Annotated in this window: 15 protein-coding genes; 8 read left to right on the top strand and 7 right to left on the bottom strand. The window is 57.0% G+C overall.

The annotated features are described in order from the left end of the window. Positions 1–19 precede the first annotated feature (19 nt). From N2605_RS27635 to N2605_RS27625, 3 genes are all read right to left on the bottom strand, one after another. Positions 20–961 (bottom strand): DUF4238 domain-containing protein, encoded by a 942-nt coding sequence (locus N2605_RS27635; RefSeq protein ID WP_260343951.1) that lies wholly within the window; start codon positions 959–961, stop codon positions 20–22. 62 nt (positions 962–1023) lie between these two features. Then, the gene (locus tag N2605_RS27630; RefSeq protein WP_260343950.1) at positions 1024–1512 is read right to left on the bottom strand and encodes a hypothetical protein; all 489 of its coding nucleotides are present in this window, start codon (positions 1510–1512) and stop codon (positions 1024–1026) included. Positions 1513–1623: 111 nt separating this feature from the next. After that, on the bottom strand, positions 1624–1968 hold the full coding sequence (locus N2605_RS27625; protein WP_260343947.1) for a hypothetical protein: 345 nt from the start codon (positions 1966–1968) through the stop codon (positions 1624–1626). A gap of 295 nt (positions 1969–2263) precedes the next feature. Here N2605_RS27625 and N2605_RS27620 point away from each other — a divergent pair, with 295 nt between their 5' ends. Further along, a complete protein-coding gene (locus N2605_RS27620; protein ID WP_260343946.1) occupies positions 2264–2815 on the top strand; it encodes a hypothetical protein in 552 nt (183 codons plus the stop codon). 123 nt (positions 2816–2938) lie between these two features. Continuing rightward, positions 2939–3358: a HipA domain-containing protein gene (locus N2605_RS27615; protein WP_260343944.1), complete on the top strand. Its 420-nt coding sequence runs from the start codon at positions 2939–2941 to the stop codon at positions 3356–3358. Between the two features lie 153 nt (positions 3359–3511). Here the strand turns inward: N2605_RS27615 and N2605_RS27610 are convergent, their stop codons facing one another. After that, positions 3512–3775 carry a helix-turn-helix domain-containing protein gene (locus tag N2605_RS27610; RefSeq protein ID WP_260343941.1) on the bottom strand — a complete coding sequence of 88 codons (264 nt, stop codon included), beginning with the start codon at positions 3773–3775 and terminating at the stop codon, positions 3512–3514. An 84-nt stretch (positions 3776–3859) separates the two neighbouring features. Continuing rightward, complete coding sequence (locus N2605_RS27605; protein WP_260343939.1) at positions 3860–4021, bottom strand: hypothetical protein; 162 nt, start codon at positions 4019–4021, stop codon at positions 3860–3862. Between the two features lie 298 nt (positions 4022–4319). Between N2605_RS27605 and N2605_RS27600 the strand changes: the two genes are divergently transcribed. From N2605_RS27600 to N2605_RS27575, 6 genes are read left to right on the top strand one after another with little or no spacing between them, the layout of a single operon-like run. Beyond that, complete coding sequence (locus N2605_RS27600; protein ID WP_260343936.1) at positions 4320–5915, top strand: lysine N(6)-hydroxylase/L-ornithine N(5)-oxygenase family protein; 1596 nt, start codon at positions 4320–4322, stop codon at positions 5913–5915. Next, a complete protein-coding gene (locus N2605_RS27595; protein ID WP_260343934.1) occupies positions 5912–7192 on the top strand; it encodes an MFS transporter in 1281 nt (426 codons plus the stop codon). The genes N2605_RS27600 and N2605_RS27595 overlap by 4 nt, the downstream gene beginning before the upstream one ends. Continuing rightward, positions 7182–7961 (top strand): phytanoyl-CoA dioxygenase family protein, encoded by a 780-nt coding sequence (locus tag N2605_RS27590; protein ID WP_260343933.1) that lies wholly within the window; start codon positions 7182–7184, stop codon positions 7959–7961. Before N2605_RS27595 ends, N2605_RS27590 begins: the two co-directional genes overlap by 11 nt. A gap of 24 nt (positions 7962–7985) precedes the next feature. Further along, positions 7986–8315: a cupin domain-containing protein gene (locus tag N2605_RS27585; RefSeq protein WP_260343932.1), complete on the top strand. Its 330-nt coding sequence runs from the start codon at positions 7986–7988 to the stop codon at positions 8313–8315. A 1-nt stretch (position 8316) separates the two neighbouring features. Further along, positions 8317–9894, top strand: a complete 1578-nt coding sequence (locus N2605_RS27580) for a class I tRNA ligase family protein (protein WP_260343930.1) — start codon at positions 8317–8319, stop codon at positions 9892–9894. Between the two features lie 19 nt (positions 9895–9913). After that, positions 9914–11047: an aminotransferase-like domain-containing protein gene (locus tag N2605_RS27575; RefSeq protein ID WP_260343928.1), complete on the top strand. Its 1134-nt coding sequence runs from the start codon at positions 9914–9916 to the stop codon at positions 11045–11047. A gap of 1014 nt (positions 11048–12061) precedes the next feature. On the opposite strand, the gene N2605_RS36595 is transcribed toward N2605_RS27575, so the two are convergent. Next, positions 12062–12502 carry a hypothetical protein gene (locus N2605_RS36595; protein ID WP_425248821.1) on the bottom strand — a complete coding sequence of 147 codons (441 nt, stop codon included), beginning with the start codon at positions 12500–12502 and terminating at the stop codon, positions 12062–12064. A 647-nt stretch (positions 12503–13149) separates the two neighbouring features. Continuing rightward, a complete protein-coding gene (locus N2605_RS27570) occupies positions 13150–13569 on the bottom strand; it encodes an SET domain-containing protein (RefSeq protein WP_260343926.1) in 420 nt (139 codons plus the stop codon). Positions 13570–14181: the final 612 nt, after the last annotated feature.

Below are 14181 nucleotides of genomic sequence, written 5' to 3'. Positions count from 1 at the left end.
ACCGGTCGAGATGAGAACTCTAAGCGCGCCGTCGAAAGACAATCTTGCGTTGTGAACTTTCAACAAGGTCGTAGGGCGCCCAGGTCATATCGACGGCGATGTCGTCGGCAGGGGTGATCAAGTGGCGTACATAGTCGAATTTCGCAAATTGGCCAACGAAGTGCCGGTTGAAGCCCATGGCAGTCGGAACGTCGATCTCTCGGTTTGAAAAGGCGCCATCGAAGTCGCCCAGCAGCAGGCAAGCAATCGTCGCTGGGTTGAGGGTCAAGACGAGCTGATACGGAATCATACCGGGAAGTGGGAGCGCCATTGCCGGATGCGCGGGCGCAGGCATCGCGAGCACTGGAGTAGTTGAGGACCGAAGGGTAATCGGAGAGCGGAGCACCATCATAAGCGCGCCCTTAAAGTTTCTCTCCGCCCACGCTGTTGTCGCAGCCATCTTCAACATCTTTTTAGCCAGGTTCGGATTAGCGCGCATCTCTCCGTATGCGGCGCGCTCGTCGTCGCCAAATGGCATTTCCGAAGTAGGGTCGCTCGCCATTCGCGCGAGTTCACTCATAGTAGCTTCGTAGTGTGGCGTGCGGGCTTCGAGATGCCGGATTAGCGCGTAAAGAATCGCTCGGTCAGATCGATCAAGGGCGTCGGTTCGACCACTCGTAATTTTGGCCCATGTGTCACTTTGAGAGATCGGTGTTTCTATCCGACGGTTGATTTCCGTTTCGACCGACTCGGGAATGCCATGGCGCATGTGCACATAGAAGTCACGTTCGTAGCCAAGACTTTCGATTGAACGCTCACTCCAAATTGCCATCGGGCCATGTTTTCCGACCGTCGTTATGCGGGTTTTCTCCTGGTCCACCGCGAAGTTGCGCAGAAAGAACTGTGGAACATAGTGGTGGTCGCGAGGTTCGTTTGGGGCCAATTTCGTCAATCCGGCGGTGTTGAAAGGTTGCGGGTTCAAATTCGAGAACCCAACGTGCCGTTATGGTCGGCTGCACCCAATCGCAACAAGTCGGCGCAACCTCATTTGCGCAGAAACTCCCGCATTGCATCGGAGACAGGGTGCTCAATGTCGAATACGCCGAAACGCTGGCGGAAGCGGTCCCAATGTCGACCGAGCTGGCCAAGGCGGCGGGCGTCCGGGCAGATCCAAATCCAATCAAGGCGCCACGGTCTTTCATCCGCCCCGTCCTGCGGCCGGAAAGAGCACGCACCGACGATGCGTCCGTATTCGTCGGAGAATAGGAACCCGATGGCGTCCGGATCGTGCCGCGCCTCTAACGACCACTGCGTGAAGTCGTAGCCTAGTTCCCGCTTAAACTCGAGCGCCCGGCCATAGACCTCTGCGCGTTTCCATTTTGGCGACTTGACATCTACCCACGCGGCATCGAGGTCTCGATTGAGCGCTTCCCTGAAGCGCCGGTGCGGTTTTGGTTCGATGATGGAAAATCGCCTTCGGTGGTAAGAACGATGCGATTGCTCGTTGGTCCGAGAGCCTTTCACGTACATCATTCCGCAATCGGGGCATGTAACCGCCTCCGATGCCGGCCGTTTGCGGTATTTTGGGGCTTGGGCGGTGAGCCACAACGCGTGACCATTGCTGTCAAAGGCATATTCCAGGCGCTATCCGGATGATGTCTTGAAGCGCGACATCTTGATGCCGCGCCACTCCCGATATGGGGCGGAAAGCGTGAGCGGCGGGAGGCGGTGCCGGTTCGCCTCGTAGAAGAGCACTGAAATCTCCTCGTCGGTCACGTGCGTTGTTGCGTCCAGACGCGGGCAAAGGCGCGCTGCGGTATCGGCTGCTGAAAGCATGTCATAGCCAGAGACTTCGTCGTTGCGGCGCTGCGGTCGAGGGAACACCGAGCGAAATGGCAGGCCCAGCGCATCTGCCAAAACTTTGGGGTCGATGACGGCTGGAGGGTCGAGCCGGCGATCCTGGTGAAAGCAGATAGTCCTCCAGATCAACGGCCGATGCCCACCCTGACGCGGCGATGCGCTCGTCCATCGCATTTGCGCGACGCGATGTCGTCGATGCGGGCTTTTGCAAAGCACGCCAGATTGCCTCTATCGCTTGAGCTTCGAGCTCCATCCGGTCGCCATCAAAGTGTTGCGAATCAAGAGTTTTGCGGATTCGACGATACTCGCGTAACCCAATCTGGTCTGTAGTCGTCAGTCCTGGGCGCGAACATAAGAAGCTAGCCTGTCAAGAATCGGATACTCTCTAGGGAAGGGCGACCAGTGCACCAACGAGAGAAGGAACGTGGATAAGTTTCACATTGATCTCACCCAGAGTGAAGTTGAGCTTGTTCAGAGGATCGATCTTCGTGTGACACACCGCGATCACACCGAAGGCCATGCCAATTACAATGCCAATAAGGAGCCTATTCTGACGCTCCTGCGTTCCTTGAGCGAGCGCAATGCGGTGCCGCCACAACGGCTAAGCTACTGGAACGATCCCAAGTATAATGTCGGCAGGGTCAAAACTTCCCGAAAAGGGTTATTCGAGCGGAACGGATGCACTGGAACGGAGATCTATACGCACCCTCACTTCGTTCCGTATCTAAGATATTTCTTGTTCGGTCCCGAGCTTCCCGACGACGTCATTGCGGAATTCGAGGCAAAGGTCGGCAATCCGGGATGGGTGACATCAAGCGATGTCGTTCCGATCGGGAAATTTGCACGTGACCTGACGCGGCGGTATCGCCTAGACCCCTCCGACGCGATGGAGGAATTCTTCAAGCTGTGCCTCGACATGGGCTTGAGCCTCAGCATCGCAGAAAGCGTCATGCGATCAGTGCGACAGATACGCTGAATCTCAAGTCTTGGAGGCCGAGGTCTGTCCGCGGCGTTGGTCACCTTCATTCAGCGTTTGGATCGCCAGTGCCGATCTCTCTCAGTTGGGCTAAGAAAACCGTGCCGATGTTGACGGCCCGCTTTGCAGCGTCAGCTCTTCAACTGGCTCATTGGAGGCTCTGATGCTCACGCCAAGGACTATTCATTGCTTCTGGCCAGCGGTCCTCTCGTGCGTCTTGCCCCCCTTTACGACATCGCCAGCATTCTTCCTTACGACCACGTCGATCAGCGCAAGATCAAACTCGCCATGAAAGTCGGGGGTGAATACAACCTCGATCAAATTGGCTTGCGTCAGTGGCAACAATTTGCGCGCGAGACGCGTATTGATGCGGACGTGCTCATCGCCACGCAGACGTCCATGGCCGCGCAGATCCCTGATCTGGTGGCGGACATTCGCACGCGCTCGCAAAAGGAGGGGTTGGAGAACGCTCTCATCGAGCGATTGGCAACGGCTTTGGGTACCCTGGCCAAGAATTGCGAACATGTTCTGAAGGGGATCTAGAATACGGATCATCGATTAATTGAAGGAGTCGAACGCAACCGCGAGCTCGTTCATTCCGATATCGGCGCGCTCGTCGAACGGGTGCCTGACAAGCCCTTTGCTGCGTCGCCTTATGCTCGTGCCGAGGTACGGATTGCATGCACTGGGCCGCGCTCAACTTTGCGGGTCGAAACTAGCGAGCTGCTGCCGGTCTGGAATCATGATCTCGCGTTGAGTATTGCGGACGAAAGCAAGAACGCCATCATTATGCAATTGCGACACTGCGGTGAGACGGTCTCGATGGTCAAGAAGGTAATCCGCGATGTTGCGGCGAGACATTGGCAGTGACATGACATCAGCAGTCGTGAGCGGCGCCCCCATCTGGTGCAAGAAAGCGGCAACGCGCTCCAGAGCAGTCTTACTTCCAAGCAGCCTCATTCGGTTCACCGCGTGCTGCAATCAAGTCGCGGTCATGTTGAGCAAGGTGCGCCAGAGACAAGTGCGTCAGTGTGGGCGATCGCATCAAGAGTATGCCTCTTGATCTGTGCTGTGCGAAACGGCTGCCGCGGTAAATCGGTGTACCCCACCGTTCTGGAATCCAAAAATGTCACCCGGGAAATGAAATGCGCCAGTCAGACCTCGCCCATCGGACGGCAGTTTGTAGGCCCGTACCGCTCCTTTCATGACGTGATAGAGGTGCTCCGCGGGCTCACGTCCCTTCTTTTACCGCTGACAATGTGTGGAAGATCGTGCTGATTTGATTTGAGCATTGTCGGCATAGATGAGCATTCACGGTGTGTTGGTTTCTCAGCCATGGATCCGCGCGCTTCGTACTCGGTATGTGTTTGTCCTATTCCCGCCTGAATGTCGTAAATCCGACAGGAGCTGCCGGAGCAACGCCGCACGAAACGCTTTACGTGGGCATGTTCTTCTCGTTCAACAACGCGCAGTCTAGACTTTGTGGGTGGCACGGCGGTTGCTAATGAGCAGAGAGATCACCGGCTGGGTGGGTGAAGATGGTCGCAGGCGGACTTTAGTGTTCACACGGATGAGACTGTTGCCGGTTTCAACAGACGTCATGCAAGACGCGGCTTTTGCGGATGGGCCATTCACCCCGCCTCCCGCGGCTACAGGCCAAGCCGCTGCCGCATCCCAAGTCACACAAACGTGCTTCGGTAATGCAGCGAAGGACCCGGACAGTACTGACGCGAGCGCCAAGGACAAGAACTTGCACGAGCTCAAAGAGACTCCTGTGGAAATGCTGGATGTCATCGGAATTGGGATCGGCCCATTTAACCTCAGTCTCGCAGCGCTTATTGAACCTACTCCGCTCCGCGCACTTTTCCTGGATAAGCGAGACGCACTTTTCTGGCATCCAGGCCTTGCACTGCCGAACAGTCGGCTGCAGGTGTCGCCGCTAAAGGATTGCGTGACCCTAGTCGATCCTACTAGCCCATACTCGTTCCTCAACTATTTGGCACTGCATGGTCGGCTCTACGGCTTTGTCAACAAGCGCAATGCTTCAACGTCCCGGCAGGAGTTCATTGAGTATTACCGGTGGGTCGCAGGGCGACTCAATACGCTCCGATTCTCCGAGGACGTCACAGATGTTGTTCCGTTTAGGGGCGGCTACCGCATCAGCACGAATACAACCACATACTTGGCCCGCGCTGTTGTTTTGGGTGTTGGCGTAGAGCCCAAGATTCCCCCCTGTGCCAGATCTTTGCTGTGTGACACCGTCTACCATGCAGCCGACTATCTCGAGCGGCAGCTACCGAATGCAGCCGAGCATGTGCTCGTTGTGGGAGGTGGTCAGAGCGGGGCTGAGATTATCGAGGACATTCTTACTCGTTCTGTGCCCACTCAGATCACGTGGGCAACGTCGCGCTCGAACTTATTTTCAATGGACGACAACAGTTTTGTGAATGAGGCTTACACACCCGCCTATAGCCGTCGCTTTCACGCCCTACCGCTTCAGCAACGCCGGGACATAGTCGAGGGCGAGATGCTTACGAGCGATGGTATTTCTGTCGATTTGTGCAACCGCCTATATGAAATGCTGTACGAACGGAGCGTGGATGGCACGCTGGCGGGCCGTTTTCGTCTGTTGTCCAGCGTAGTCGTGAAAGACATCAGGTCCCATGAAAAGCGCTGGCGAGTAGATCTAGATGAGAACGCAACGCGGCGAAATAGCTGCATCCTCGTCGATCGCATAGTGCTTGCTACAGGTTTCCAACCACGCACGCCGCCCTTCTTGGAGACCCTCCTCGAGGGTGCGTGTATGGAAGATGGCCTGCCAGTACTTGGCCCGGACTACGCAGTTCGCTTCGGTCGGCACATGCCAGGACCACTATATCTGCAAAATCAAAGCCGCGTGCAGCACGGATTGCAGAGCGCCAATCTGTCTTTGGTCGCGTACCGCAACAGCCAAATTATTAATAGCCTCCTCGGCCGACCGTTCTACTTGAATACATCCGACAGGGAGATGATTCAGGTTTGTGCACCTCCAGACACGTCTGAACGAGAGGCCGGTGTGGTTGCGCTGCGATCAACCCGACAGGTATCGGGGAGCGCATGAACGGCGGCTCGACCTCACCGCTGCGGGCCCGGATTGCGGATGGAACGGCCAACGCCGCCGACCAGCTTTCAGGCACGATCGACTACGGCGCCTTTGTACCGTTTTTGATTGCCTCCATTGTCATTGCCGCAGCTTACGGCACTAGCTTTCTATTGCCGGACTACATGCATGCGCTCGAAACGGATGGTCGAGCCGCGGATCTTATCATTTCTAGCGGCATGGCTGCTACTCTCGTTTCCTGTTGCTTGGCAGGGCGGCTGGCAAAGCGGATAGGCCTATTACCCACGTTGACTGTCGCATCGCTGTTTATGGCGTTAGCCATGCTGGCCTTTGCCGGCGCTGCCCTCGATACGCGAGCGGCGTACTGTGGAGGACTACTGGTGGGCGCTGCTTGGTCAGTGTTCCTCATTCTGGCACCGCTGCAGATCGTCCGCCATCTACGGCCCTCAGCACGTATTCAGTATTTGACGGTCTTATCCGGATCGCAAATGGCTGGGCTCGGCCTAGCGTCTCCACTTGGCCACTTGCTCGCAAGATACACCGGTTCGCTCGCGACCATTTATGCCGTGCTTGCGATTGCGTGCGTGATCGCCGCCGTTTGCGTAGACCTTACAAGACGCGCAATGTCGAAGCTATCGGCACTGGCTATGCCGGATATCGAAATTACACTGGCTGCGACTACGACAGTGCTTCAGAAGTGCACAGCGCTCCCGATCTTCATGATTGCGATTTCAGCCTGCATGTTCGCGGGGCTGGCCACATACCAGAGCGCGTATTCCGCATCACGTCACTTGAATTCCGATCTGTTCTTTCTCGTGTTTACTGCTACGAGCGTGGTACTACGCTTCTCGGTCGCTCACCTCATGGGCAGCCTGCCGTTACGCCGACTGGCGCTCACGCTCATCCTATTGACCGCTGCATCTCTGGTGCTGTTCCTTCTCAACACTGGCAGCACCTCACTCTATATTGCGGCCACGGTCCTCTTTGCCGGCGGCTATGGGTTAAGTTATTCAACCTTGAACACGATAGCAGTCAATCTCGCCGGCGAGCACGGCGTCTCCGTACCCACTACCTCGCAGATCTTTACCCTCGCATATTTCCTCGGGCTCTTCGGCTTTCCCATGGTCGGAGGGCAGTTGGTCCGTGGATTCGGCCTTGACGTGATGTTGCTGAGCATATTGAGCGCGACCGCTCTTAATGCGGTGCTAGCAACCCGTCTCGGGCAAAGCACAATTGATCCGCCTCATCTTAGGAAGGAGCTCACACATGCTGACTGAGGCACAACAATCGAAGTGGCATAAGGATGGATACCTTCGATTGGAAAGGTTCTTCGATCCAGCCGCGCGCGACAAGATTTCTCGTTACGTTGAGGAAGTTGCTCGTTGGGATGTAAGCTCCGATAGGTGGATGTTGTGGTTCGAGAAGACGAGTGACAGCCGGAAGATTATCTCCAAGGCCGAGAACTTCTTAGACTACCATGCACCTCTTCGGGAGGCGCTCCTGGCCGATGGCCGCATTCGTATAGCGGTCGAGACACTCTTGGATGAGAAGACACGGATGTTGAAGGAACTCTTGATCTTCAAGTATCCGGACAGCGGCGGATACCGTCCTCATCAGGACATCTATCATGTCCCGCACAAGATACCCGAGCGCATGGTGCACGCAATTGCATCCATCGCCGTGGACGACTCCGACCCGGGTAACGGTGGGCTCTTCTTCACGCCAGCTCGCCATAAGGAAGGAATGTTTCCGATGGATGCCGGCGGCGTGATCCACCAGGAGATAGCCGAGACCTTCAAATGGGAGCCGGTGCAATTGAAAGCTGGCGATGTCTTCATTTTCGACGATTATGCGCCCCATTTCTCCTTGCCAAACAAAAGCGATCGGTCGCGTCGTGCGATTCACTTGGTATTCCAGCGCGCATCCACTGGGGGTCCGACACGCACCGAATACAACCGGATGAAGCGCGCCTACAACCCACCAGAGGAAGCGGTGGCGGATCTTGAAAACCTGAAGCTTCCCAACGGCATATTCTATCGCGACTGATAGCCACGTCTGAGGAAGACCAACGTGTACACGACGCAGCTCGATCATTCTCTGATGCGAACCGAATACAACGTTCTGGTCTGGCGCCTTTTGGAGCATCTCCCGGAGGGTCTCAGCCCCGCATTTGGTGCTTCAGTCGTGGAGCTCGCTCCAGGCGATGCGGTCGACCCGCACGATCATCAGGAGCACGAACTGTGGCTGCTGATCTCTGGTCGTGGAGAATTCGAAGTCGACGGTCAGGTCCGTGATGTTGGCGAAACGACCTTGTGTTACATTTCGCCTCATCAGACGCACACTATCCGCAATATCGGCCAAGACGGCCCTCTCAAGTTTATCTCGATTTGGTGGGATTGACGTGCGCACTTATTTTGTCTGTCCCGCGCCGCCTTGCCCCAACGGCAAACTACATCTGGGCCACATCGGCGGCGTGTATTTACTCGCTGATATCTTCGTCCGCTTTCAACGCATGAACGGCCATCGGGCCTACTACATCACTGGATCGGACGAGCACGGCACACATACGATCGAAACGGCACGAAAGCTCGGCGGATCTTTTAGCGAGGTCGCAGAACAATACGTTCACCAGATCTTAGCGTGTTTGCGTGCCGTGCAAATTGCGCCTGATGTGTTCGTGCGCACATCCAGCGCGATTCACAAGGAAAATGCGCTAGCGATATTCCGCGAGCTGCAAGTGGCCGGGTACGTTGACGTGCGGCAAGGCGTCCAACTGTATTGCGAACATTGCGGCGAGCTCGTTGCGGACTCGCTCGCAACTGGCCGTTGTCCGGCTTGCTCATCGCCTTGCGACAGCAACCTGTGTGAGAACTGCGGGCTGGCTGTTCAGCACGACACAATCCGTGACGCACGGCACGTGACCTGCGGCCGCAATCTTGTGCTAAGACCCATCACGCAGGCCGTGTTCGACATGCCACGTCTGGCTCGCCAGCTGCACGAAGCCGTTGGAGAAAGCGCATGGCCCGAGCCGATACGCGCCAAGGCGCGCGCTTGGCTACACCGGGATGTGCGCGGCTTGCCGATGACCCGCCATTTCACGCACGGAGTCGGGGTAAAACAGCCTGACGCTCTGATCGGCCAAACGCTGCTTACATGGTTTGAGGGCCTCTGGTGCTTCGACACCGGAATTCGCGAGCAATGCGCCCGCTTAGGTCTGGACGCAAACGCGACGCTGCACGACCAGAACAGCGAGCTGCTCTTCTTCATGGGGCAAGATAATCGCTTCTATTACACGCTAGGTGTAGCCGGCGCTCTGCTCGCGCGCGGCTACCCAATTCCAAAGAATCACTCCGTCCAGGATTTCTACAAGCTGGAAGGCGAGAAATTTTCCACCAGTCGTGATCATGCTCTTTGGGCCGATGAAGTGGCGCGCGAGGTGGGCCCAAACGTACTGCGTTATGCACTGGCGCGCGTGGCCAAGCCGTTTGGAACCGACGCAAACGATTTTGATCTCGATGGGCTCATCTCGGCAGCCTCCCGGATTCGGATCTGGGAAGATGCGTTACGGCGGTGTGCAGAAAGCGCACGCACGGTAGAGAGCACTGAACTCTCCCCGAATCTCCGCCGATTCGCTGAAGATTACGCCGATGCCGTCACCGCACTGCGCTTCTGGGATGCGCTTGATATCATCGATAGGTACTTCGATCTAGCTGGCTTCGCACATGCAAAGGGTTGGACATGGAATGCTGCGCAGATCTCGCTGTTCCTGAGCCTACTCTATCCCGTAGTACCTGAGTTGGCGATGGGCTACGGCCAGCACTACTTTGGCGGTGCCTGGCGGCCGTCCCTCCAGACATCAGCCGTAACAGCCCAGCCAAAGGCGTCGGTGGACTTTCCCCGTTTCAGCACGCCAATACCTGCAAGCTTTGCCTCGGCGTACAATAAGCGCTTTCGCAGAGAGCAGATTTGGCAATCATGAAGATCCGAATGACGAAGCCATGAATATGCGCATCTCAAAACGCAGCGCTGTGGCTCAGGGGTTTGCGCCGTTCAACTCCTCACGCGCGGCGCATGGCATCAATTTCGGCTACGCGTTGCCCGACCCGGTGATGTTTGCAAAACTGCCGTGGCCAGATGCGTTTGACGAACGTACAGGTGTGGCCCCCGCCGATCTGCCGCAGTATACGGATGGCGCGGGTTTGCCCGAGCTTCGTACAAAGCTGGCACTGAGGTACGGTGTGCGGCATGACCAAGTTATGCTTACGGGTGGAGCTTCGCAGGCCTTACAATTGATTGCCGATGGCTGGATTGATCCCGGTGACGTGGTCCTGACGGAGGACCCCTCCTACTTGGGCGCACTGGGTACGTTTTCGATCGCGGGCGCAACCGTGGTCCAGCTAGGTCTGGGCGCAGACGGAGTGGATCTGAACGAAGTGGAGGCAATGCTGCAGACCACTGCCCGGGTGAAGCTTTTGTACACGATGCCAGCATTTCATAATCCAACGGGGCACCAGATGTCGTGCGACCATGTGGCCAAATTGGCGGCACTGCTGGCCCGCAATGGCGCTCTCTTGGTGCAGGATCTTGTCTATGCTGAGTTGCCCTATAACGGTCCAGTGCATTGGTTGGCGCCGGGCGACAACGTGATCAATGTCCATAGCATCTCAAAAGTTGCCGGACCGGGACTACGGGTAGGCTGGGTGCTTGCGGAGTCGGACATTATCAACAGGCTTGCGCACCTCAAACGCGACGGCGGCGTTAGTCCGGTTCTAAGTAATGTCGTTTTGGGATTGTTGCAATCAAGCGCTCTCGACTCGCACATAACACGCTTGCGCGAGCACTACCGAGCGAAGCGAGACGGCGTACATACGTTATTGCAGCGCAGCCGGATTTGCGAGCCGGAATATAGTCTGCCAAGCGGGGGCTTCTCGTTCTGGGTGCGGCTTACCGCCGGTACAGATCCGGAGAGGTTTATTGAGGCTGCAAGCGGCGAGCACGACGTGCACCTTATAAATGGTCGGAACTATGGCCCACGAAGTGGCCGCCACGTGCGCCTGTGTTTCAGCTATCTCCCAATATCTCTCATTGAGCAGGGGCTGGAGCGCTTAGGTCATTTGCATGCTAACCTTTAGACGCGCGCGGTATGTTTCACAAAGTCTTCCCATCTGAGACGGGGGCGCAGGTCCATCTCCCTTCGCCGATACTTCTGAAAGAGCGAGCTTACGCGGACACACGAAGTCGCTGTCCTGCTTTGTTGCCGGTCGGCAAGGTCGCCTTGGTGCACCTTAACCGAGCTGCCCGTCACCCGTCGGAAGCTTCGAAGAAATGTTCAAGCTGTATAAGGGGTGCTTCGGCCGACCGCTCATCGGCAGAAAGCTTCAATCTGCCGTGCCGTTCAAGTGACGGGAGCAAGAACGGCTCGCGACGAGCCGCTTACTGCAGAGCCGGTCAGAGGCGTCCCATAGCACAATCAGTGCGGCGCGAATGGAAGCCCCATAGGTCCGGCTTCGCCGCCGCGGTACGTCCGATCCCGACGCCCCGTCCGCTGACAGTGGTCGGATCGCGTGCTTACGATGTCGTCCGGTGACGGCGCAAAGCTCGTCCAGGATCCGTCCCTTCTCGCGACGACCGCCGGCCTGATGACGCTCGGCCACGGCTGATGTGATCTCGCGCTTTGCGCGCATGCTGATATTTCCTGCCATAGCCGCCACCGAACTGATTCGGCAGCTCCGCCCTCAGGCACGACAGGACAGCTGTTCGGTAGCAGTTTTAGTGGGGCAATGCGCCCCTCTGCGACACGAGGATAGCCTCTCCTGGCATGGCCGATGAGAGAGCGAATGAACGAGGCACGAATCGCAGAAGGGCTCGTCGTGGATTTGCGAGAACGATCCGGGGCAATTGTGGCTTGGCACCATGCGTGCACCTGCTGCGGCGCCGGTATGCCGTTTTGCAATCAGAGAAATGACAAGTCGTCGGCCCCCATGCCGCCGGAGGGCTGCATCGGCCGCGAGGAAGGCGGGTCCTGAAACCGATGAAGTCCCGCGACGATTGAGAGCCGTGGGGCAGTTTCGTTCTGCAGATGTGGCGATGCATTGCTTCACGAGCCACGGCCTCGTCAGCTTCTGGAAAGCCTATCCATAATAGGATCAGCTCAATTGTTTTCTTGGACGTGAGGCTAGGGGTGGACCCGTACAATTTCGATCCATCCAATGTAACAGCTTGGTCCCAGTTGCAGCACGCCGTCTTGGAAGAGCACCAGGGGGGCTATGCCGGGCAAGAGGGCTTTCAGCAGCACTTGGCCGAGGCGCCCACCCAATCCGGGTCCTGTCTCCGGTGGCGGCCGCAACCACCATTCCGATCTCTCTGCAGAAGATCGAGACATTATCGATAGGGCGATGGCCCAATATGCGGCTCAGAAAAACCCAAAAGTGAAGACGATTAAGCGCCATACTCAGGCGCTTCGCCCGCTTCGGTGTTTCCTCAGCGGATGCCGCTACCGTGGCGGTCTGCACCGGCGTAAAAAATGGTGCAACTTGTTCCGGAGCCCGCGCTCGTCGACGCCAGGTAAACACCAGACTGGCCGACACTCCGTTGCGACGCGCAACCTCAGTCACCTTCGCGCGGGGCGGAAACGTCTCCTCGGCATCGGTGCCTTGTCGTCCTGCGACCAGCGGCGCCGCCGCTACAGCCCGCCCAAGACCTCGAGCGCATCACCTGATGAATTTAAGTTAGACTTAAGGTCACACGCTTCGCGAATGACCACCCCTCATCCAAGATGGCCCCCGTCAGATGCGTACCGCAAAGACCCGACAGGCATGCTTCGGAAAGCATCTAGGACGCGCAGACCCATGCGCGCGAGGACATATAGATCTCCGGCTGGTGGGTTCTCCCGCTTCCCGCGTGCGGCGCCCCCTGGATCACTCCGCGGCGAGCCGTCACTGACTGGTTCCTGCTTCATTCACTCTCTCCGCAGCTATCCCGAGGAGGGGCAATTCCGGGGGGCAGTTTTCCGGTCGGGGCTACACGTGATCGAAAGCACGTTCCCGACCGTGCGCCACCGCACTCTGCGCGCCAGGGATGTCGAACAAGGCTGCGCTCGCAATAACCGTCAAGTTCGAGGAGGCGGACGGAAAAGGTTGCGTCTGTCGTTAGGCCTCAACCACTTGCAGAAACTCTTCCCGTGTAAATTCGCCGCCAACCAAGTCGTCAGACCGGGAACTCAATCCACTGCCGTCTAGCCCGTTGGGGCATCAACATTCGTTGGCGGTTCTTTATTCCACGATAAGTCACACGTTGGGTCGAAAGACAAGTAATCGCAAGTCAGTTCTTCACCAGATTGTACGTCACGGGCCGTCACAATTCGGCAATGATTGTCTTGGCATGTGTTTGGCTGACTGCTGTGGTTCATGAAGCGGGCGTTGTCAGCGTTGTACTCTATCACGCCATCGTTTGCCTTGTAGTCTCTTGGATAGGCATGCTTATCAAGTAGAGCTTGAAATGTTGGATCCAGGGCTGCGTACTGCTCAGCCGTCACCGCGATATCAACGATTGGGTTGTGAATCCAAATCAACGAACCTTTGGGCAGAAGAGTAGCGGAGAAAAGTCCGATACCGCCAAACTGGTCTGGCTTCAAAATAGTATCAACGACCAACATTGAAGAAGCCTCCCAGAGTCACCGGGCAAGCTAGCTGACCTGAGTCCCGAAATCTCCTGCACAAAGTGGTAGGGTAGTCTCATCGTGCCTCTATCACAATTTGGATTCTATCCGCATTTCTTTCGGCAGTCTGCGGCGGATCCCCCTCCGCGGGACCGCCATCGTGGTGATGCTGGAAAGGAGACTGCAAGTCAGTGGGATTCTGGGCGAAGATCCGCGTCCAAAGGCGGCGAGGTCGTGCCGCGCGATCGTGATCTGTTGACCTATTAGCGCGGCGCACGCTGGAATTTCTCGCGGCTCGGCAAGCCCGCCGACAAAGGTTTTTATCGAGGTCTTTGAAGAGCCGCTTTCCGGCCGAATGCGTCAATGCCCACCTCACTCCTTTGCCTTGGGGGGCCCAGGAAAAAGTGGAGACATGGGCAGATATTGCAGCGAAGCGCGCACCATCGGCGGTCGGTAGTCCACCGCCGATCTCGCTGCACAATCGCCTCGGCGCAACTAGCCCGCCAACGTGGTCACGCCGTTACCAAAAACAAAAGGCAAGAGAACTGTTCGGCTTAACAAGGAGCGGCTAAGCGATGATGCCCGCAAGTTCTCAGCGCCTATCCGCAC

It is taken from the genome of Bradyrhizobium yuanmingense (assembly GCF_025200905.1).
In the GTDB taxonomy this organism is placed as follows: domain Bacteria; phylum Pseudomonadota; class Alphaproteobacteria; order Rhizobiales; family Xanthobacteraceae; genus Bradyrhizobium; species Bradyrhizobium yuanmingense.
Note: the sequence above shows the minus strand (reverse complement) of the source record. Positions and strands in the feature narration are given on the sequence as shown.

Bases quoted from the DNA above. Each gene is read 5' to 3' on its own strand.
- N2605_RS27590 (WP_260343933.1), top strand. From the start codon at position 7,182: ATGCTGACTGAGGCACAACAATCGAAGTGGCATAAGGATGGATACCTT.
- N2605_RS27570 (WP_260343926.1), bottom strand. From the start codon at position 13,569: ATGTTGGTCGTTGATACTATTTTGAAGCCAGACCAGTTTGGCGGTATC.
- N2605_RS27605 (WP_260343939.1), bottom strand. From the start codon at position 4,021: ATGAAAGGAGCGGTACGGGCCTACAAACTGCCGTCCGATGGGCGAGGT.
- N2605_RS27600 (WP_260343936.1), top strand. From the start codon at position 4,320: ATGAGCAGAGAGATCACCGGCTGGGTGGGTGAAGATGGTCGCAGGCGG.
- N2605_RS27630 (WP_260343950.1), bottom strand. From the start codon at position 1,512: ATGATGTACGTGAAAGGCTCTCGGACCAACGAGCAATCGCATCGTTCT.
- N2605_RS27595 (WP_260343934.1), top strand. From the start codon at position 5,912: ATGAACGGCGGCTCGACCTCACCGCTGCGGGCCCGGATTGCGGATGGA.
- N2605_RS27575 (WP_260343928.1), top strand. From the start codon at position 9,914: ATGAATATGCGCATCTCAAAACGCAGCGCTGTGGCTCAGGGGTTTGCG.
- N2605_RS27610 (WP_260343941.1), bottom strand. From the start codon at position 3,775: ATGAGGCTGCTTGGAAGTAAGACTGCTCTGGAGCGCGTTGCCGCTTTC.